Origin of the sequence: Thermoanaerobacterium sp. RBIITD, from assembly GCF_900205865.1 — a bacterium.
GTDB lineage: Bacteria > Bacillota > Thermoanaerobacteria > Thermoanaerobacterales > Thermoanaerobacteraceae > Thermoanaerobacterium.
In genome coordinates this window covers 530,357-548,497 of sequence record NZ_LT906662.1, presented here as the reverse complement: position 1 = coordinate 548,497, position 18,141 = coordinate 530,357, and the positions used below count along the sequence as shown (strand labels likewise).

The following is an 18,141-nucleotide window of genomic DNA, read 5'->3' as shown; positions in this document are numbered from 1 at the left end:
AGCCTTGATATTAAAAGGTTTATAGGGTTCATGTTTTATAAAACGTACTATTTTATTTTTATGTGTTATTTTGTGGTTCTGAATTAAGATTTTTTTCATTAAGTTTTTCTAATTTTTCAGCAACTTCACTATGCTTGTTAGGATATAGATGGGAATATGTCTGAAGGGTTGTTTCAATATTTTCATGACCAAGTTTTTCAGAAATAAGCAGTGGTGAAAAAACCATTTCAATCAATAATGATGCGTGGGAATGTCGCAAGTCATGAATTCTGATTTTTTTAACACCTGATTTTTTACATCCTCTGTCCATTTCATGGTGAAGGTAATATTTTGTTACCTGGAACAACTTTCATCAGGTTCATAATCATAAAGCTTGGAAGCATAATCTTGAACAAGGTCACATAAAAAAGGTGGTAATGTTATAACCGTTTTGCTTTTGGGTGTCTTGGGTTCAAGTATTAAATCCTGGTCACCCATTCTTGCATAGTTCTTATTGATGCTTACTGTTTGGGCTTCAAAGTCAAAATCATTCAATGTTAAAGCAAGTAATTCCCCTGACCTCATTCCAGTCCAAAACAGCAATTCAAATGCAACCTTTGATGTTGGTTTATCTTCCACAGCAGCAATGAATTTCTTGAATTCTTCAACAGTCCAAAACTGCATTGAATCAGCATTTTTCTTTCCCATGCTTCCACATATCCTTGCAGGATTGGAAGGAAGCTTATAATATTTCATTGCAAAATTGAAGATAGCTGAAAGCTGATTATTTACTGTTTTCAAATACGTTTGACTGTAATTCTTTTCACTGGAAATCAATTCATTTTGCCATTTCCTAACCGTTGTCGGGGTTATAGTATTAATTGGCATATCCTTGAAATATGGCAATATTTTTAAATCAATTACATATTTCTTATTTTCTAATGTATTGGCTTCAATCTGCTTTGGCAATCTTCCATATACAGTTCAACCAGGCTTCCAAAAGTCATATCACAGGAAGCGTGTGCTTTATTAAGAAATTCCCTTTCAAAAGCTTTGGCTTCCTTTTGAGTTTTAAATCCTTCCTTCTTCTTTTTCTTCCTGTTCCCCATCCAATCAGTGTAATAAAAGGATGCATACCAAGTACCACGTTTTTCATCTTTGTAAACAGGCATTATATCATTCCTTTCTTTAAAAAAGGGTATAAAAAATAGACCCTTTATATCTCCAAAGGTCTATGATATAATATAATTGGTTATATTAGGTACTATATCAAACCTTTGGGTTTATAAAGTATCAACTAAAATCGTTTGGTGTTACAGCACCAGGCGATTTTTTTTATTTATTTTGGTTGGCTTTATAAATCTCAAATTCAACTGATTTTTCAATAGTTTTTCTAAATTCTTCAAATTCTGATTCAGTAAATATTGTTGTAGTTTTATCTTTTATTATTTTTACAGTATATATTTCTTTATCTACAACTTGTGTTCTACCAATAACTTTTCCATTCTCAATAACATCTTCATAATGCCATTCAAGAACTTCAGGTTGAATTTCAACAGTATAGCCAATAGATTCGAGATACTTAATAAAGTATTCAAAATTTTTAGTTTTAACTTTTATTGAATCGTTAAGATTATTTTCAGTTCTTTCCATTGGAACATCATAACCCATTAACCAGGCTTCATTTACATCTAATACTTTTGAAAGCTTATGTATTATTTTTTGCTTTGGTTGGCGTTGATTTTTTTCATATCTCATTATAGCTACACCTGAAACACCAACAAGTTTTCCTAATTGGTCTTGCGTAAGTCCTTTTCTCATTCGTGCAATTTTTATTCTATTTTCTTCCACTGTATCACCTACCCTTCTAATAAGATAATAATTTAAAATAACCATAATGTCAATTTATTTTATAAAACTTATTGACAAAAAACCAAAACGGTAGTATTATAAATACAACAACCAAATCGGTTAATTTATAAAAGGGGGATTGACAATATGGTATCTAAATTGAAACTTAAAAGAATCGAATTAGGAATTAAACAAAAAAATTTAGCTCAGCAAGTAGGTATAACACCACAATACCTAATGAAATTGGAACAAGGAAAAGCTAAAAATCCAAGTGTTGATTTAATGAAAAGGCTTGCTGATTCTTTAAATTGCACAGTTCAGGAATTATTTTTTAATGAAGATTAGAAAGGTGGTGTAACAGCATGAAAACAACATATAAGAAAACTACAAACTTCTTGACAGCAGAAGAAGTTGCAGTAATTTTAGGTGTAAGTTTATCAACTGCCTACCGAATTATCAAGAGATTGAATGAAGAACTTAAAGCACAAGGTTTTATTACTGTTGCCGGAAAAATCTCAAAGCGATACTTTGAACAAAAAGTAGCCTTATAACAATGAATCAGCTATGGAAAGTCGGTGATGAAATGAACATATATGAAGAACTATTCCAAGGATTTATTATAACAAAGAATAAAAAGTCCATAGAAAAAATCAAAGGTAGAAGTGACTTTAAAACCTTTGACCAAATTAAAGATGAACCCGAATTTGATGGAATTCTAAAGGAAAGCATCATTATGGTTGACATTGATGATACTGAAATGAGTGATTTACTTTTTAAAATAGTTCAGGACAAAAAAATTAATTGTGTTGTTATAAAAACAGGACGTGGCAAGCATTTCTTGTTTAAAAATAATAGTATTACTGCTAATAAAACCAAGTGTAAGCTGGCTATTGGTCTTGAAGCGGATATAAAACTTGGAAGTAAGAATTCATATGAAGTATTAAAAATGGATGGGACTTCAAGAGAAATATTGCTAAATCTAGATGAACTTGATGAAATCCTAAAATGGCTGACACCTATTTCAGCTAATATTGAATTTATCAATATGGAAGCTGGGGATGGTAGAAATCAAAGCTTATTCAACTATATTCTAACTTTGCAATCTGCGGATTTTACAGTTGAAGAAGCAAGGGAATGTATAAGAATCATCAATCAATATGTGCTGAAGGAATCTTTATCTGAAAAAGAACTTGAAACAATACTTCGGGATGATGCTTTCAAAAAGCCAATATTCTTCAAAGGAACAACCTTTTTATTTGATAAGTTTGCTAATTACTTAAAAAACAATGAGCATATCATTAGGATAAGTAACCAACTTCATATATACAAAGATGGGATATATATTTCAAATGAAAAATTTATCTATAATGCTATGCTGAAACATATACCACAGTTGAGCAGAGCAAAGAGAAATGAAGTCAAGGCATACTTGGAGGATTTAATAATTGAAAACACACCAGCTTCAAGTGCAAATTTAATTGCTTTCAAGAATGGGGTGTATAACCTGGTTGATGATTCCTTCATTGATTTTTCACCAAACCACATAATAACAAGTAAAATTGATTGGTGTTATAATCCTGATGCTTATTCAGAACTGGTTAATAACACTTTGAACAAAATTGCTTGCCATGATAAAGAAATCAGAATGCTTCTTGAAGAAATTGTAGGGGCTTGCATATATAGGTCAAATACCCTTGCAGGTGGAAAAGCTTTCATCTTGATTGGTGAAAAAAATAATGGTAAATCAACTTTTCTGGATATGGTCAAAACCTTGTTGGGTGACAACAATATTTCATCACTGGACTTAAAAGAACTTGGTGACAGATTTAAAACTGCTGAATTGTTTGGGAAGCTTGCAAACATAGGTGATGATATAGGTGATGAATTTATTGCTAATAGTTCATTTTTAAAAAGCTTGTAACTGGAGATAGAGTTAATGTTGAACGGAAAGGGCAAGATCCATTTGAATTTGAAAACTATGCAAAGATGCTGTTTTCAGCCAATAACATTCCCAGGATAGGAAAAGGAAGGGATACTGGTGCAATTATAAGAAAGCTTGTAATTATTCCATTCAATGCAAGATTTAGTGATGCTGACCCTGATTATAAACCTGGCATTAAATATGAATTAAGAGAACAAGAATGTATGGAATATCTTATACAACTTGGAATTCAAGGATTGAAAAGGGTACTTAGAAATAAGGCTTTTACAAAATCTCAAAAAGTTGAAAAGGAACTTGAAGAATATGCTGAAAGAAATAATCCTATTATATCCTTTCTTCAATATTGTGAAGATGAAGATATTCAGATTGAAAATGAACCTGTAAGTGTAATATATGAAGAATATCAAAGATACTGTGATAAAAATGGTTATACTGCACTTGCAAATAATGAGTTTTCAAAGCAGCTTCAAAGACAAACAGAACTTACTACAACAAGAAAAACAATTAATAACAGGAAATATACAATTTTTATTAAACCTGAAAGTGGACATGCTGGACAAGCACGGGACAAGCATAAATAATAACCCTGTCCACTTGAAAAGGCTTGTAATATCAAGGCTTTATAAGAGAGTGGACAGGCTGGACAAGCTTAATATATTTATTTAATAAAATATATACTTACTTAATATATGATAATAAAAATATATATAATATAAATTTATTATATAAGCATGTCCAGTATGTCCATATAAAATCCTTAAAATCCTGTAAAATCAAGGTTTCCAAGACTCTTTGGGGATGGACAGGCATAAAAAATAACCTTGTCCATCTGATAAATAATTATAGAAAGGATGAATGTATCATGAAAAATGGTTTAGAGAAACTGATTGAACAAGCTGATGAAGTATTTATTAACCCTGGTGACATCCTGGTTATAGAAAAAGGATACATTGATAAACGGACAAGATTTGACCAGGAAAGAAACATCCACATTGTAAAACCAATAACTTATCAAAACGGCAACTATTGGTATGTATGTCCTGATTGCGGTGAACTACATTTCAGTAATATTCTTGGTAAAATCCAAACTGGATGCTGCCTGGATATTGATTGTAAAAGACACCAGTATTTTAAAGGGAATCATTACTTAATCAAAAGAAAAGCAATCATTTTAGATGATGGTTTAGAAGATAGGTGGTGATTTGATGTATAAATACAAACCAATGATTATTGGTGTGGTGTATCGGTATTAAAAGCAAAAAAGGAAAGGATGTGATTACCATAGACCATGTACTTGATGCAATCAAACCACATTATGAAGCCTTACTGGATTGCTTCTTGGAAGAACAAAGAACTGGTAAGTATAAGAAGTTTTCGGACAATCCTTATTATGATGAACTAAAAGCCTTAATTGATGCAATGAACATTTTAAGGAAATACCTTGGCTGGGAAACTATAACACTGAAGAAGGACGTTGAATTTTACTTATAAGATGAAGGGGGAATGAAAAATGTTTATTATTTTCAATCATGAAAAACTTGAAGAAAGAATCAATGCCATGTATGGCAACAAGGAAGCCTTTGGGAAGCTTATGGGCATGACCAAGCAAAGAATCAATTCCAGGTTAAAAAGTGCAACAGACTTTACACAATCTGAAATAGAAAAGGCTGCTGAACTTTTGAATATTCAACCTGAAGAAATACCGGCATACTTCTTTGAAGTTGAAGTATGTAGACCATAAAGAAAGCCATTGCATAATACCTGGATAAGCATTACACAATGGCTTCAAGAGATAAATATTAGATTCTCACCCTGATTTTATCACCTTGAAGCCATTATTTTCAAGATATTTCATAGAATTTCATAGTATTTCACACATTATTTGTGCTATTATTAAAATGTCACAAACCATGTCACATTGATACTCTGGTAATGCATTATAATTAGTGATATGCTTGTAGTATGGCTTTTAGTAATTAAAAAGAGAACATTCAAGCTTGCTTCTGGCTTGGGTGTTCTCTTTTATTTTTCTTAAAAGGCAGGTGATGGAATTGGCAAATTTAACAGTAAAACAAAGAAGGTTCTGTGAAGAATACTTGGTTGACTTAAACGCAACACAAGCTGCTATTCGTGCAGGGTATTCTCCTAAAACAGCAAATGAACAAGGTGCAAGGTTGTTAGTAAATGTTAGTATTCAAAAGAGAATTCAAAAACTTATGGATGAAAGAGCAAAGAGAACAAATATCACACAGGATATGGTAATTCAAGAACTTGCAAAGATTGCTTTTTCTAATATTGGTGATTACTTGAAGATTGAAACCTGCAAGGATGGAAACTTTGAATATAAACGGTTAGTTATTTTTGATACTGATTCCATCTCTGCTGATAAAAAATCAGCTATTCAGGAAATAAAACAAAACAATAATGGTGGAATATCATTTAAGCTTCATGATAAGCTTAAAGCACTTGAACTTCTTGGAAGGCATTTAGGAATGTTTAATGACAAAATTGAACTATCAACTGATAATCCATTTGATGAATTATCAGTTGAAGAATTAAAAGCTTTGGCAAGACAATGTGAAGAAGACTTATAAAAAATTTATCAAAAATACAAAAATTGAAAGGATGGTTAAAAATGAAAATTGAACTTAAAAACAGAGTGTAAAAACTTATTGAAAATTATAAAAAGGTTAAAAATGCTTTTCTGGAAGAAATAAGGAAATGGGAAAGCAATTCCTATTACACCAGTGATGCCAAACAGGATGAAATCAGGAAGGTAAAAGCACAAATGTTAAATAATGATGCAGACTTTAACAAACAGCTTTTAAACATCATCACAGAAGAAAAGGAAGCCATTTTGAATTCTACTATAAAAAAACCTGCTGATTATCAGGTTTTAATCTCAAATGCAATTGGATTCATTAACTTACTTGGCAATAAGCTTACAGATGAAGAAGCTTTTGAATTGGTAAAGCCATTCTTTGGCGATTATCAGACTATGAAACGTTTTTATGCAGTTCTTTCTGAAATAAATGGATTGAATGTTACTACTTATAGCCTTGGATTATTTGATAAAGCTATAAATAATCTTGAAATCCTTAAAAACAATTTTGCTAAGTTCTTTGATTCTGGAACATATACAACTAATGGCTTGGCTTATACTTTGAAAGAAACTGCACTTTTAAGTGATATTGAAGATATTGAAAGGATTATTCAAAAGCTTGATAGTATTATTCCTGCTTCATATAAAGAAGTAGAAGCTGAATTAAAAAATGAAATGGTGGTGTAATGTGATATGAAATACCAGGATAATTTATAAAAAGGAATAGTAAATGGTAAAGCTGTTGGAATTAAAACTGGTTCAACAACACAGGATGCAGTTAACCCAACAGATGATGGTTATGACCATTTAAGAGCAATAGAGCATGTTGGAACTGTTCTTCATGACGGCATTGGAGATAATCCTGCACCTAAAGAAGAATAATTTTTCATTAAGCTGCATTGGTGTAAAGTATTTTTTATATCAATGCAGCTTTTTTTATATTTGGGGGGTGGTTAATATACTGGATGAAGCAGTAATCAAAGAAATTCTTAAATCAATGATTATAGAACAATTAAAAAACGGTGGTTTGGCTTTGGAATTGACTAAAAGAGATATTGAGAAGTTTAAGTATTGTTTGGCTGGAATAAAAGATGCTTCTATTCCAGCCAATGAAAAACATGAAGCTGCAATATTTATAAAAGGCATGAATGATGCTTTAAAAAGATTACATGAAATAACTGGCGAAAGGGAATTTGCTATTTTTTACAACTATTGTATTGAAGGTAAGACAAGAAATGAAATAGCAGATGCTTTAAATGTTGATATTTCAACAGTTGGAAGGAATAAAGAAAAAGCCTTAAAGAAATTATCAATTATTTTATATCCAGAAATTAATATTACCGACATGATGTAAAGGTTAGGGAAGGGGTGATTGCTTGTCTAATGAAGAACTTATAAAAGAATATCAAGAAGGCAATCATTCTGCTTTGGATGAATTGATTATACAAAATGAAAAAATTGTTAAATTTTTTGCCAATAAATATTATGGTATTGCAAGCAGGGCATTAGTGGATTTTGACGACCTTGTTCAAGAAGGCTGGATTGCTTTTATAAAAGCGATTGAAAAGTACAGGTTTGATGATGAAGAACCAATTAAGTTTTCTTCATATGCAAGTGAAGTAATCAAATATAGAATGATTACTTTCATAAACAGAAATATTTGCAGGATAAAGAAAAGCGATTCAAACAGTGAACAAATAAAAATATGTAGTATTTCAGAAACCATTTCAGGAACAGATGATGTGACTATTGAAGAATCTATTGCAGATGAACAATCAGAAGAACCATTTATATTAATTGAAGATGAAATTGATAATGAGATTTTAAGAGAAGATTTATTTAACGTAATTTATACTGTCCTTGGAAAAGGTGCTGGACTTGTAAGAAATGTATTGATTATGCATTATGGTTTAAAAGGTCAACCGCAAACATTTGAACAAATAGCTAAAAAATTTAAAGTTACACGTCAATCTGTCCAGGAAGCAGAATTTAAAGCAATTAAAAAAATAAGGAATAGTGAAGCTGGCAAGGCATTAATGAAAAAATATCAGTGGATGGTGTTTAATTCTTTGGAACATGAAAAAGACCAAATAAATCAATTTGCTTCACCTGATATTGTGCTGGAAATGCTGGAAACATTGGATAATTTGTTATATGGAATACTTAACCAGTGTTGTTAAAAAAGGTAGGTGAAAATACTATGAATAAAAATATTGAAATTATTAATGAAAATCTATGGGCGGTAAATTTTCATCATTTACGGTATATTAAAGACCTTCCTTATACCTGTAATGACCCTGATTCATTAGATAAGGTTGCTTCACTTACTGATAATGGAATAATAGTGTTGAATAAAAGTCATGAAATATATCCAACATTGAAACAGCTATTTCCAAGACTAATGCAAAATACTGATAAAGAATTGCTTATGAAAATTGATTATATGCAAGATAAAAACAGGGATGGATATGATAGAGTTTATAAATACTGTTTAAATGCTGTATTAAAAAGAAGGATGGTTAAAAAGCAGTTTAATGAACAATCAAAAGAAAAACCAATATTTAAGCAAATACTTAATTTTATTGGATTTAATTCCAAAGAAAGGGGTGGAAAGTAAATGGTAACAATTAGAAGTGCAATTCAATTATATGATGGAATGACACCAGGATTAAGAAGTATAACCAATGCATTAAATATTACTATTTCAAGCTTTGAAGCTATGCAGAGGGCTTCCAGCAATGCAATTGATACATCGAGTATTCAGGCAGCAAGGGCAGAATTAAACAGGGCTGAAATTGCATTTAATGAGATTGAACAACAAATTAGGGAAGCAGACCAGGCACAGCAAGAATTTAATAATGATATTAGGAATAGTCATGGCTTAATGGACAAATTAAAAAGTATGGCAATATCCTTGGGTGCTGCTTTTAGTGCTAAAAAGATTATTGAACTTGCTGATAATATGACACAAACAAATGCAAGGCTTGATTTAATCAATGATGGCTTTACAAACCACAGCAGAACTTCAGGATAAAATATTTGCTTTAGCACAAAGGGCAAGGACTTCTTATCAGGCAACAGCAGATGTTATTTCAAAATTAGGTTTATTGGCTGGTGATGCCTTCAAAAGTAATGATGAAATGATTGCTTTTTCTGAATTAATGCAGAAAGCCTTTACTGTAAGTGGTGCAAGCATTCAAGAACAAACAGCAGCAATGTATCAGTTAACCCAAGCAATGGCAGCAGGAAGACTTCAAGGTGATGAATTCAGGTCAATTATGGAAAATGCACCAATGTTGGTACAAGCAATTGAAGATTATATGCATAATGTCATGGGTGTTGAAGGAACATTAAAAGACATGAGTGCAGAAGGTTTAATTACTGCTGATGTAATTAAAAATGCTATGTTTAGTGCTGCTGATGATATTGAAAATAAGTTTAAAGAAATGCCAATGACCTTTGGTCAAATTGGAACAATTGTTGGAAATACATTGCTTCAGACCTTTGAACCAGTAATCCAAGGAATTGGTAAAGGGGCACAATGGATATATGACAACTGGTCAACCCTTGAACCTATATTTAAAGAAGCTAATACTGGTTTTTCATTTGATTATGATAATATGATGAATAATATTGCTGATATAGCTGGGAATACTGCAAAAGTGGCTGATTCAATGGAAATAAGTGAAGAAAGCCTGGAATACATGCGTGACCTGGCAGAGCAACAAGCAATAAACAGATTTACCACAGCGGAAATTAATATTGAAATGAACAATGAAAATCATATTAATTCAGAACTTGACCTTGATGGTATAGTTGCTCATTTAGAAGATAAAGTTTATGAAACAATGGTAATAGCTGCGGAAGGGGTGCATGAATAATAATTAACCCAAGGGATAGCCAATAAGGTTATTCCTTGGCTTTTTTTCGTTTATAGGATAAAATCAAATATGCTATAATATTTTTGAAAGTTAATTTTCAAAAAATAGGTGATGAAGCATGTCAAAGATAATTGCAAAAGGTAAATATCTTGGAGTTGAACGACAGGTTGAATGTTTCTTGGAAGATGGTTTTCCAATTATTGAACTTGATGGGGAATATGATGAACAAGTTCAAAACAGATTTAATGAATTACTTAAAGAAGTACCTGCATTAGGTGGAACATATTATCCACCTGAAAATAGTTTATTAGCAGCTTATAGTGTATTTGAAAATACATTCTTTGATGATTCACCAATAGAAATTAAAACTGAAGGTGATATTGGTAAAATTCCAACTTATGATGTTGATGATATTGTTTATTAGATACTAAAACCTTCTAAAATCGTTTTTAAGGCATTTTAATATAAAAGGGCATATAAATGTATTACCTTGATGATTTAAAACGGATGCAAGGCGATCCTGAAGGCAGGATAAGGGAAAATAGAAAGGAATCTGAAGCCAATGAAAATAGAAATTGATGAAAAACAAATTGCTGAATCAATTATTAATGATTTGAAAAGGCATAACCTTTTAGGTAATACTCAAAATGTTACTGTCATTTATAATGCTGAATCACAGGATATTCTTTATACTATTGCTGAAACTGCGGAACTTATAAAAACAAATACGAAATATGTTTATGACCTTATAAAAGCTGGTTTGCTTCCAGCATTAAAACTTGGTTCAATGAAGGTTACACGTTTAGCCTTACTTGAATTCCTGGAAAAATATAAGGGGTATGACCTTACTGACCCATTTAATATAAAGCCATTAGAACAACTTAATGAGGAAAAATGACTTTTACAGCTTTATTGATGTTTTAGCATAATTATGATAAAATTATGCTAAACTAATAAAGGGGTGATAATTGTATGCCACATATTAGACCAGTATCGGATTTGAGAAATAATTTTGCTGATATATCAAGGATTGTTCATGAAACTCAAGAACCTGTATTTTTGACCAAGAATGGTTATGGGGATATGGTTGTAATGAGCATGGAAGCTTACGAACGGAAACTGTTTGAAAGTGAAATTTACTTTAAGCTGAAGGAAGCGGAACTGGAAGCCAAAACAACTGATAAGAGATATTCCCATAAAGAAGTTTTCGATGAATTAAGGGCAAAACTTTCTGACAGGATGGAATCTGATGAAGTATGAAATTAGATACCTGCCTTTGGCAAGTAAAGATTTATCAAATATTGTGTCTTATATTTCAGATGAGTTAAAAGCACCAAAGGCAGCAATGGATTTAATTAATGAATTGGATACTTCTATATCAAGGCTTGCACAGTTTCCGTATTCATGCAGGGTGTATCAACCTGAAAAATCTCTTGAATATGAATACAGGATATTACCTGTAAAAAACTATTTAGTGTTTTATGTAGTTAAAGAACAGGTTGTTGAGATTCACAGGGTTATATATGCTAAAATGGATTTAAGCAAAATTATAAAATGACATAATAGACACTATAAAAAATATAAGCAAAGAGAAAAAATGACCGTACTAAAAACGTACTAAAATTTTTTGAAGCCATAATTTTTTAATGAAAATAAAAATAATAATGGCGTGAAATGCAGTAAAATCAAGGGTAGAAAATACAGAAAAAGACCTAAACACAGAGTGGGAATAAATACGAACATTTTTTTAAAATAATAAAAAAACATTCGCAAAACCGTTGACTTATTACAAAAAAATTGTTAATATAATCATGTAAGACAAGTGAAAATAACTCATATAATTCCGGGAATATGGTCTGGAAGTTTCTACCGGACAACCGTAAATTGTCTGACTATGAGTGAAAGTGTACCTGAGGGTTCCAGCCAAATGTGACGCATATCACGCTTTTATGGCGTTTGGACCGAGCGGTACAGGCATACATAAGCCACACCTGTGGGATAAAAGCCCTGGAGGATAGGTTTCACTCTTTTAATGAAAATCTATCTTCCCGGGCATATTTATTTCAAAGGAAAGCTTTTATTACAATACATAAGGAGGATTATAATGGTAGATGGTAATGGCAAGAAGGGTTTTCTCGATAGTTATTTTAAGCTTAAAGAGAATGGTACAACAGTCAAGACTGAAGTAATAGCAGGTATAACGACATTTATTACAATGGCATATATCATTTTTGTAAACCCGGCAATACTTATGCAGGCAGGAATGAATGCTAAAGGCCTTTTAGGATCTGCAGCAACAAAAGCTGGATTATCTGTTGCAAATGATCCGGTTATCGGTGCCGTATTTGTGGCAACAATATTATCATCTGTTGTAGCAACATTAGTCATGGGTCTATTCGCAAATGTGCCATTTGCATTGTCAGCAGGCATGGGAATGAATGCCTTCTTTACATTTTATGTTGTATTGACATTACATTATTCATGGCAGGCAGCACTTGCACTTGCATTAATAAGCGGAGTTATTAATATCATTATAACAGCAACTAAGATAAGAATATTGATAATAAAAGCAATACCTCAATCACTTAGAAGTGCTATTGGAGCAGGTATTGGACTTTTTATAGCAATTATAGGTATGGAAAACGGCGGAATCATAACGCAAAGTAAAGACACATTGGTTACACTCGGAAATTTTAAAAATCCTGAAGTAATTCTCACTGTTATAGGAATAGCAATAATTGCCATATTAATGACTAAAAAAATAAAGGGTTCAATACTAATAGGTATTATTGCTACAACTATAATAGGCATTCCAATGGGGATTACACACATATCAAATTTAAAAACTATTGCTCAAATTCCACCAAGTTTAGCTCCAACTTTTATGAAATTGGATTTTGCAGGCTTACTTAAACCTGGTACAACAGGAAGTCTAATATCAATATTGACAGGTTTAATAACTGTTATACTGGCTTTCAGTATGGCAGATATGTTTGATGCAATTGGAACATTGATTGGTACTGGAACAAAGACACATATTTTCAACGAAGAAGATTTTGAGAAATCAAAAGGCGGATTTAAGACAAAGTTTGAGAGAGCTTTATTTGCAGACGCTATCGGTACTACTATTGGTTCATTTTTAGGTACGAGCACAATAACAACATACGTTGAAAGTGCCTCAGGTATTAGCGAGGGCGGTAAAACGGGATTGACCTCTGTTGTTGTCGCCATATTATTTCTTGTTTCACTGTTTTTTGCTCCAATCATTGGTATTGTTCCTGCACAGGCAACTGCACCCGCTCTTATAATAGTTGGTGCACTGATGATAAGTTCTGTTACAAAAGTTAACTTTGAAGATTTCAGTGAAGCATTTCCTGCATTTATGACTATTGCATTTATGCCTTTCACATATAGTATTTCAAATGGTATTGCAGTTGGCTTTATTTTCTATCCGATATGTAAGATGGTAGTTGGAAAAGCAAAAGAAGTACATCCGCTCATGTATATCATTGGATTACTTTTCTTACTGAGATTTGCATTTTTTATGGGTTAGGTTGAATATGATACCGATAGAAATATCGGACTCTAATACTAATTATATAATTAAGGAGGTTAAAAATGCCAAAAGTAGCAGTTATAATGGGAAGCGACTCAGATTTTCCTTTGATGAAAAAATGCATAGCAGTTTTAAAAGAATTTGATATCGCATATGATGTTAGAATTATTTCGGCACATAGAACACCTGAAATCGCACATGATTTTTCTAAAAATGCCACTAAAGAGGGATATGAAGCAATAATAGCCGCCGCAGGTAAGGCGGCACATCTGGCTGGTGTTATAGCATCAATGACAGTAATACCTGTTATAGGTGTACCTGTTAAATCATCGACAATGGATGGTTTGGATTCATTACTATCAACAGTTCAAATGCCAAAGGGGATACCTGTTGCGACTGTTGCAATTGACGGCGCTGAAAATGCCGCTTTACTTGCTGTACAAATTCTTGGTATAAAATATCCTGATTTGATGCAGAAGATGTTAGATTATAAAAAGAGATTGGCAGAAGAAGTAATTGAAAAAGATAAAAAAATACAGGAAGAGGTGCTGTAAATGGAAAAACGTGAGATGTTATATGAAGGAAAGGCCAAGAAAGTATTTAAAACAGACAATGAAGATTTATATATTATTGAATATAAGGATGATGCAACAGCATTTAACGGTCTTAAAAAAGGTACTATTGACAATAAAGGCATATTGAATAATGAAATATCTACTATATTATTTGAATTGCTTGAAAAAGAAGGAATTCCGACACATTTTGTCAAGAAATTAAATGACAGAGAAATGGTTGTTAAAAAAGTAAACATAATGCCAATTGAAGTGCTTATAAGAAATTATGCAGCAGGAAGCCTTTCAAAGAGGCTCGGGATTAAAGAAGGTACAAAGCTTAAAAGAACAGTTCTTGAATTTTGCTACAAAAATGACGAACTCGGCGATCCGTTTATAAATGAATACCATATAGAAGCAATGGGACTTGCAACAAAAGAAGAAGTAGAAACAATAAAAGAATACTCATTTAAAATCAATGACGTCCTTTCAAATTATTTCCTATCTAAAAATATCATCCTCGCCGATTTTAAACTTGAATTTGGTGAATCAAAAGACGGAGTAATACTTGCTGATGAGATATCACCAGATACATGCAGATTCTGGGATAGCAGGACAATGGAAAAACTCGACAAAGATAGATTCAGAAGAGACCTCGGCAATGTGGAAGGAGCTTATGTAGAAATCTTAAATAGACTTGAAAACAACTGATGTGAGGTAAAATTATGTACAATAGTGTAAAATTGAAAGAAGAATGTGGCGTATTTGGAGCATTTAGCCTCAATACGCCAATACATGACCATATTTATTACGGACTTCAAGCACTACAACATCGTGGTCAAGAGAGCGCAGGAATTGCCGTTCTTCAAGGGACATATGTAAATTGCATAAAAGATAAGGGACTCGTGACAGATGTATTTTCAAAAGAAAATTTAAATAACCTTATAGGGAATGTCGGCATTGGACATGTGAGATATTCTACAACAGGTAATAATGAAGCATGTAATGCACAGCCATTTGTCGCAAATTTCAGAGATGGATACATGGCACTGGCGCATAACGGAAATCTTATAAATGCTGTTGAATTAAGGCAAGAGCTTGAAAATGAGGGCAGAATATTGCAAACTACATCAGATAGTGAAATAATACTTCATCTAATTGCAAAATATTATAAACTCGGATTAGTTGAATCACTTAAAAAAACTATGAATATGATAAAAGGCTCATATGCACTTGCTATTTTAATGGAAGATAAACTCATCGGTATAAGAGATATAAATGGAATAAGGCCGCTTTGTATAGGCAAAAAAGATGATATTTATTATATATCATCTGAATCCTGTGCACTTGATGTAATAGGGGCGGAACTCATAAGAGATGTAGAGCCAGGTGAGATTGTAATTATCGATAAAGAAGGTTTAAGATCTTTTAAAATAGAAACAAAAGCGGCAAAGATGCCCTGTGTGTTTGAGTACATTTATTTTGCAAGACCAGATAGTGTTTTAGAAGGCATGAGTGTATATAAAGCAAGATATGAAATGGGTAAAAGGCTTGCTTTAGAAAGCCACGTTGATGCAGACCTTGTAGTGCCTGTTCCTGATTCAGGTGTACCTGCATCGAGAGGATATTCATACCAATCATGCATTCCAATTGGGGAAGGATTAATTAAAAACAAGTATATAGGAAGAACATTTATATGTCCTGAACAGAAAGACAGAGAAATAGGCGTTAGAATAAAACTTAATGTATTAAAAGAACTTGTCAAAGATAAAAGGATTGTTCTTATTGACGATTCAATTGTGAGAGGTACTACTATGAAACGGCTTGTGGCACAACTTAAAAAAGGTGGAGCAAAAGAAGTACATGTAAGGATAAGTTCACCACCTGTCAAATATTCATGTTATTTTGGTATTGATACGCCTACAAAAAAGGAACTAGTTGGTGCGACAATGACGGTACAGGAAATATGTGATTATATAGGTGCAGATAGCCTAAATTTTTTAAGTGTAGAAGGCTTAAGGAAAAGTGTTGGTAAAAAAAATATATGTGCTGCGTGCTTTGATGGAGTATATCCTATGGAAGTACCAAAGGAAGGTAATAAATATCTATTTGAGAAAAAGTAAATTTTTAAGGAGGGCATTATGAATTATAAAGATGCCGGTGTAAATATTGATGAAGGCAATAAATTTGTTGATATGATAAAGCCTATAGCAAAAAAAACCATGATCGATGGTGTTTTACATGGAATCGGCGGTTTTGGAGCACTATTTGAGATTAAAAATTACAAAAATCCAGTTCTTGTATCAGGAACGGACGGCGTTGGAACAAAACTTAAGATTGCTTTTATGATGAAAAAGTATGATACAATAGGTATTGACTTAGTTGCAATGTGTGTTAATGACATAATTGTTAGCGGAGCTAAGCCACTTTTTTTTCTTGATTATTTTGCAATAGGGAAATTAGAAAGTGATGTTGGCGTAAAAGTAATCGAAGGTATAGCAGAGGGATGTTGCCAAGCTGGTTGTGCCCTTATAGGCGGTGAAACTGCCGAACTTCCTGGAATGTATAATGACGGAGAATTTGACCTTGCAGGATTTGCAGTTGGTGTTGTTGAAAAAGATGAAATAATAGATGGAAAAGATATTAAGGCTGGTGATGTTATAATAGGGTTAAAATCATCCGGCATACATTCAAATGGTTATTCATTAGTTAGAAAAGTTTTATTTGATGAAAACAACATGAATATAAATGATTATATAAAAGAATATGATTCGACACTCGGAGATGTCATTTTAAGACCTACAAAAATCTATGTAAATGCGATAAATCAATTAAAGGGTATTAATATCAAAGGAATAGCACATATAACTGGTGGTGGATTTATAGACAATATTCCAAGGATATTAAAAGATAAAACATCAGCTAAAATAATAAAAGGTTCATGGGATGTCCCATATATATTTACACTTCTAAAAGAAAAAGGCAATATAGATGAATATGAAATGTACAGAACATTTAATATGGGAATTGGAATGGTTATTATTATTTCACAAGAGGATTGTGATGAAGCTATAAATCGTCTTAAAAAAGCAGGAGAAATACCTTATATTATAGGCGAAATAGTAAAAGGTGAAAAAGAGGTTTTACTATGAGACTTTTAGTTATGGCATCAGGAAATGGAACAGATTTCCAATCAATTATAGATGCAGTAGAAAGCGGATATATAAATGCCGAAATTGTCGCTTTAATAAGCGACAAAGAAGGAGCATATGCTCTTAAACGGGCTGAAGATCACAATATACCCGCATATTGTGTTCCAAAGAAAAAATTAAAGAACAATTTTTATACTGAACTTATGAAATTAGTTGATGAAATCAATCCGGATGGCATAATACTTGCCGGATTTATTACAATACTTAACGAAGAACTCGTAAATAAGTATCACAATCGGATAATAAATATCCATCCATCATTAATACCTTCTTTTTGCGGAAAAGGGTATTACGGCGGAAATGTCCATAAGGCTGTCATAGATTATGGTGTCAAATATACAGGATGTACAGTACATTTTGTTGATACAGGCGCTGATACAGGGCCAATTATTCTTCAGGAAGTTGTAAAAGTTGATGATAATGATACGCCAGAAACTATATCAAACAAGGTTTTAGAAGTAGAGCATAGGCTTTTACCATATGCTGTTAAACTTTTTACTGAAGGTCGTATAAAAATAGAGGGAAGAAAGGTAAAAATACTTTGATAAAATAGTTAAGGAGGTAATA

General features: G+C 32.2%; 26 protein-coding genes, 2 pseudogenes and 1 riboswitch. Of the genes and pseudogenes, 24 read left to right on the top strand and 4 right to left on the bottom strand.

The features are described from left to right. Positions 1-58 precede the first annotated feature (58 nt). The 4 genes from CPG45_RS18425 to CPG45_RS02650 form a co-directional block, all read right to left on the bottom strand. Positions 59-346 (bottom strand): tyrosine-type recombinase/integrase, encoded by a 288-nt coding sequence (locus CPG45_RS18425; RefSeq protein ID WP_255405125.1) that lies wholly within the window; start codon positions 344-346, stop codon positions 59-61. Further along, a complete protein-coding gene (locus tag CPG45_RS18420; RefSeq protein WP_197702836.1) occupies positions 334-948 on the bottom strand; it encodes a tyrosine-type recombinase/integrase in 615 nt (204 codons plus the stop codon). Before CPG45_RS18420 ends, CPG45_RS18425 begins: the two co-directional genes overlap by 13 nt. Then, positions 918-1,151, bottom strand: a complete 234-nt coding sequence (locus CPG45_RS18415) for an Arm DNA-binding domain-containing protein (RefSeq protein WP_197702835.1) — start codon at positions 1,149-1,151, stop codon at positions 918-920. Before CPG45_RS18415 ends, CPG45_RS18420 begins: the two co-directional genes overlap by 31 nt. 163 nt (positions 1,152-1,314) lie before the next feature. Continuing rightward, entirely contained in the window at positions 1,315-1,830 is a 516-nt protein-coding gene (locus CPG45_RS02650) for a helix-turn-helix domain-containing protein (protein WP_157732313.1), read from the bottom strand. 147 nt (positions 1,831-1,977) lie between these two features. Between CPG45_RS02650 and CPG45_RS02645 the strand changes: the two genes are divergently transcribed. The 24 genes and pseudogenes from CPG45_RS02645 to purN all read left to right on the top strand — a co-directional run bounded on the left by CPG45_RS02645 (position 1,978) and on the right by purN (position 18,119). Further along, complete coding sequence (locus tag CPG45_RS02645; RefSeq protein ID WP_096230499.1) at positions 1,978-2,175, top strand: helix-turn-helix transcriptional regulator; 198 nt, start codon at positions 1,978-1,980, stop codon at positions 2,173-2,175. Positions 2,176-2,192: 17 nt separating this feature from the next. Continuing rightward, positions 2,193-2,381 carry a helix-turn-helix domain-containing protein gene (locus tag CPG45_RS02640; protein WP_096230498.1) on the top strand — a complete coding sequence of 63 codons (189 nt, stop codon included), beginning with the start codon at positions 2,193-2,195 and terminating at the stop codon, positions 2,379-2,381. Between the two features lie 2 nt (positions 2,382-2,383). Beyond that, a pseudogene (locus CPG45_RS02635) lies at positions 2,384-3,439 on the top strand (hypothetical protein); the annotation flags it as partial. A gap of 36 nt (positions 3,440-3,475) precedes the next feature. After that, positions 3,476-4,353 (top strand): annotated as a pseudogene (locus CPG45_RS17080) (DNA primase family protein). Positions 4,354-4,634: 281 nt separating this feature from the next. Beyond that, complete coding sequence (locus tag CPG45_RS02630; protein WP_096230497.1) at positions 4,635-4,973, top strand: hypothetical protein; 339 nt, start codon at positions 4,635-4,637, stop codon at positions 4,971-4,973. A gap of 71 nt (positions 4,974-5,044) precedes the next feature. Next, positions 5,045-5,263: a hypothetical protein gene (locus CPG45_RS02625; RefSeq protein WP_157732312.1), complete on the top strand. Its 219-nt coding sequence runs from the start codon at positions 5,045-5,047 to the stop codon at positions 5,261-5,263. Positions 5,264-5,282: 19 nt separating this feature from the next. Continuing rightward, on the top strand, positions 5,283-5,513 hold the full coding sequence (locus CPG45_RS02620) for a DUF739 family protein (RefSeq protein ID WP_096230495.1): 231 nt from the start codon (positions 5,283-5,285) through the stop codon (positions 5,511-5,513). Between the two features lie 310 nt (positions 5,514-5,823). After that, complete coding sequence (locus CPG45_RS02615; RefSeq protein ID WP_096233430.1) at positions 5,824-6,366, top strand: terminase small subunit; 543 nt, start codon at positions 5,824-5,826, stop codon at positions 6,364-6,366. A 194-nt stretch (positions 6,367-6,560) separates the two neighbouring features. After that, positions 6,561-7,061, top strand: coding sequence for a hypothetical protein (locus CPG45_RS02610; RefSeq protein WP_096230494.1), 501 nt, complete (start codon positions 6,561-6,563; stop codon positions 7,059-7,061). A gap of 262 nt (positions 7,062-7,323) precedes the next feature. Continuing rightward, entirely contained in the window at positions 7,324-7,728 is a 405-nt protein-coding gene (locus CPG45_RS02605; protein WP_157732311.1) for a sigma-70 RNA polymerase sigma factor region 4 domain-containing protein, read from the top strand. Between the two features lie 22 nt (positions 7,729-7,750). Beyond that, on the top strand, positions 7,751-8,554 hold the full coding sequence (locus CPG45_RS02600; protein ID WP_096230492.1) for a sigma-70 family RNA polymerase sigma factor: 804 nt from the start codon (positions 7,751-7,753) through the stop codon (positions 8,552-8,554). 20 nt (positions 8,555-8,574) lie between these two features. Continuing rightward, positions 8,575-8,991, top strand: a complete 417-nt coding sequence (locus CPG45_RS02595; RefSeq protein WP_096230491.1) for a hypothetical protein — start codon at positions 8,575-8,577, stop codon at positions 8,989-8,991. Next, positions 8,992-9,408 (top strand): hypothetical protein, encoded by a 417-nt coding sequence (locus CPG45_RS17075; RefSeq protein WP_197702833.1) that lies wholly within the window; start codon positions 8,992-8,994, stop codon positions 9,406-9,408. It abuts the gene before it with no gap. Next, on the top strand, positions 9,371-10,255 hold the full coding sequence (locus CPG45_RS02590) for a tape measure protein (RefSeq protein WP_197702832.1): 885 nt from the start codon (positions 9,371-9,373) through the stop codon (positions 10,253-10,255). Before CPG45_RS17075 ends, CPG45_RS02590 begins: the two co-directional genes overlap by 38 nt. A gap of 118 nt (positions 10,256-10,373) precedes the next feature. Next, entirely contained in the window at positions 10,374-10,679 is a 306-nt protein-coding gene (locus CPG45_RS02585) for a hypothetical protein (protein WP_096230490.1), read from the top strand. A gap of 138 nt (positions 10,680-10,817) precedes the next feature. Further along, the gene (locus tag CPG45_RS02580) at positions 10,818-11,153 is read left to right on the top strand and encodes a helix-turn-helix domain-containing protein (RefSeq protein ID WP_096230489.1); all 336 of its coding nucleotides are present in this window, start codon (positions 10,818-10,820) and stop codon (positions 11,151-11,153) included. A gap of 74 nt (positions 11,154-11,227) precedes the next feature. Beyond that, complete coding sequence (locus CPG45_RS02575) at positions 11,228-11,515, top strand: type II toxin-antitoxin system Phd/YefM family antitoxin (protein WP_096230488.1); 288 nt, start codon at positions 11,228-11,230, stop codon at positions 11,513-11,515. Then, positions 11,505-11,813 carry a type II toxin-antitoxin system RelE/ParE family toxin gene (locus CPG45_RS02570; RefSeq protein WP_096230487.1) on the top strand — a complete coding sequence of 103 codons (309 nt, stop codon included), beginning with the start codon at positions 11,505-11,507 and terminating at the stop codon, positions 11,811-11,813. Before CPG45_RS02575 ends, CPG45_RS02570 begins: the two co-directional genes overlap by 11 nt. A 255-nt stretch (positions 11,814-12,068) precedes the next feature. Then, positions 12,069-12,170, top strand: a riboswitch (purine riboswitch). A 189-nt stretch (positions 12,171-12,359) separates the two neighbouring features. After that, complete coding sequence (locus tag CPG45_RS02565) at positions 12,360-13,808, top strand: NCS2 family permease (RefSeq protein WP_096230486.1); 1,449 nt, start codon at positions 12,360-12,362, stop codon at positions 13,806-13,808. 65 nt (positions 13,809-13,873) lie between these two features. Next, the gene (gene purE / locus CPG45_RS02560; protein WP_096230485.1) at positions 13,874-14,365 is read left to right on the top strand and encodes a 5-(carboxyamino)imidazole ribonucleotide mutase; all 492 of its coding nucleotides are present in this window, start codon (positions 13,874-13,876) and stop codon (positions 14,363-14,365) included. Then, positions 14,366-15,073, top strand: a complete 708-nt coding sequence (gene purC, locus CPG45_RS02555) for a phosphoribosylaminoimidazolesuccinocarboxamide synthase (protein WP_096230484.1) — start codon at positions 14,366-14,368, stop codon at positions 15,071-15,073. 14 nt (positions 15,074-15,087) lie between these two features. Further along, positions 15,088-16,485 (top strand): amidophosphoribosyltransferase, encoded by a 1,398-nt coding sequence (purF, locus tag CPG45_RS02550; protein WP_096230483.1) that lies wholly within the window; start codon positions 15,088-15,090, stop codon positions 16,483-16,485. 18 nt (positions 16,486-16,503) lie between these two features. After that, on the top strand, positions 16,504-17,514 hold the full coding sequence (gene purM / locus CPG45_RS02545) for a phosphoribosylformylglycinamidine cyclo-ligase (RefSeq protein ID WP_096230482.1): 1,011 nt from the start codon (positions 16,504-16,506) through the stop codon (positions 17,512-17,514). Then, positions 17,511-18,119: a phosphoribosylglycinamide formyltransferase gene (gene purN / locus CPG45_RS02540; protein ID WP_096230481.1), complete on the top strand. Its 609-nt coding sequence runs from the start codon at positions 17,511-17,513 to the stop codon at positions 18,117-18,119. Before purM ends, purN begins: the two co-directional genes overlap by 4 nt. Positions 18,120-18,141 lie beyond the last annotated feature (22 nt).

Bases quoted from the DNA above. Each gene is read 5' to 3' on its own strand.
- CPG45_RS18415 (WP_197702835.1), bottom strand. From the start codon at position 1,151: ATGCCTGTTTACAAAGATGAAAAACGTGGTACTTGGTATGCATCCTTT.
- CPG45_RS02645 (WP_096230499.1), top strand. From the start codon at position 1,978: ATGGTATCTAAATTGAAACTTAAAAGAATCGAATTAGGAATTAAACAA.
- CPG45_RS02640 (WP_096230498.1), top strand. From the start codon at position 2,193: ATGAAAACAACATATAAGAAAACTACAAACTTCTTGACAGCAGAAGAA.
- CPG45_RS02630 (WP_096230497.1), top strand. From the start codon at position 4,635: ATGAAAAATGGTTTAGAGAAACTGATTGAACAAGCTGATGAAGTATTT.
- CPG45_RS02620 (WP_096230495.1), top strand. From the start codon at position 5,283: ATGTTTATTATTTTCAATCATGAAAAACTTGAAGAAAGAATCAATGCC.
- CPG45_RS02610 (WP_096230494.1), top strand. From the start codon at position 6,561: ATGTTAAATAATGATGCAGACTTTAACAAACAGCTTTTAAACATCATC.
- CPG45_RS02595 (WP_096230491.1), top strand. From the start codon at position 8,575: ATGAATAAAAATATTGAAATTATTAATGAAAATCTATGGGCGGTAAAT.
- CPG45_RS17075 (WP_197702833.1), top strand. From the start codon at position 8,992: ATGGTAACAATTAGAAGTGCAATTCAATTATATGATGGAATGACACCA.
- CPG45_RS02590 (WP_197702832.1), top strand. From the start codon at position 9,371: ATGATGGCTTTACAAACCACAGCAGAACTTCAGGATAAAATATTTGCT.
- CPG45_RS02585 (WP_096230490.1), top strand. From the start codon at position 10,374: ATGTCAAAGATAATTGCAAAAGGTAAATATCTTGGAGTTGAACGACAG.
- CPG45_RS02580 (WP_096230489.1), top strand. From the start codon at position 10,818: ATGAAAATAGAAATTGATGAAAAACAAATTGCTGAATCAATTATTAAT.
- CPG45_RS02575 (WP_096230488.1), top strand. From the start codon at position 11,228: ATGCCACATATTAGACCAGTATCGGATTTGAGAAATAATTTTGCTGAT.
- CPG45_RS02570 (WP_096230487.1), top strand. From the start codon at position 11,505: ATGAAGTATGAAATTAGATACCTGCCTTTGGCAAGTAAAGATTTATCA.
- CPG45_RS02565 (WP_096230486.1), top strand. From the start codon at position 12,360: ATGGTAGATGGTAATGGCAAGAAGGGTTTTCTCGATAGTTATTTTAAG.
- purE (WP_096230485.1), top strand. From the start codon at position 13,874: ATGCCAAAAGTAGCAGTTATAATGGGAAGCGACTCAGATTTTCCTTTG.
- purC (WP_096230484.1), top strand. From the start codon at position 14,366: ATGGAAAAACGTGAGATGTTATATGAAGGAAAGGCCAAGAAAGTATTT.
- purF (WP_096230483.1), top strand. From the start codon at position 15,088: ATGTACAATAGTGTAAAATTGAAAGAAGAATGTGGCGTATTTGGAGCA.
- purM (WP_096230482.1), top strand. From the start codon at position 16,504: ATGAATTATAAAGATGCCGGTGTAAATATTGATGAAGGCAATAAATTT.
- purN (WP_096230481.1), top strand. From the start codon at position 17,511: ATGAGACTTTTAGTTATGGCATCAGGAAATGGAACAGATTTCCAATCA.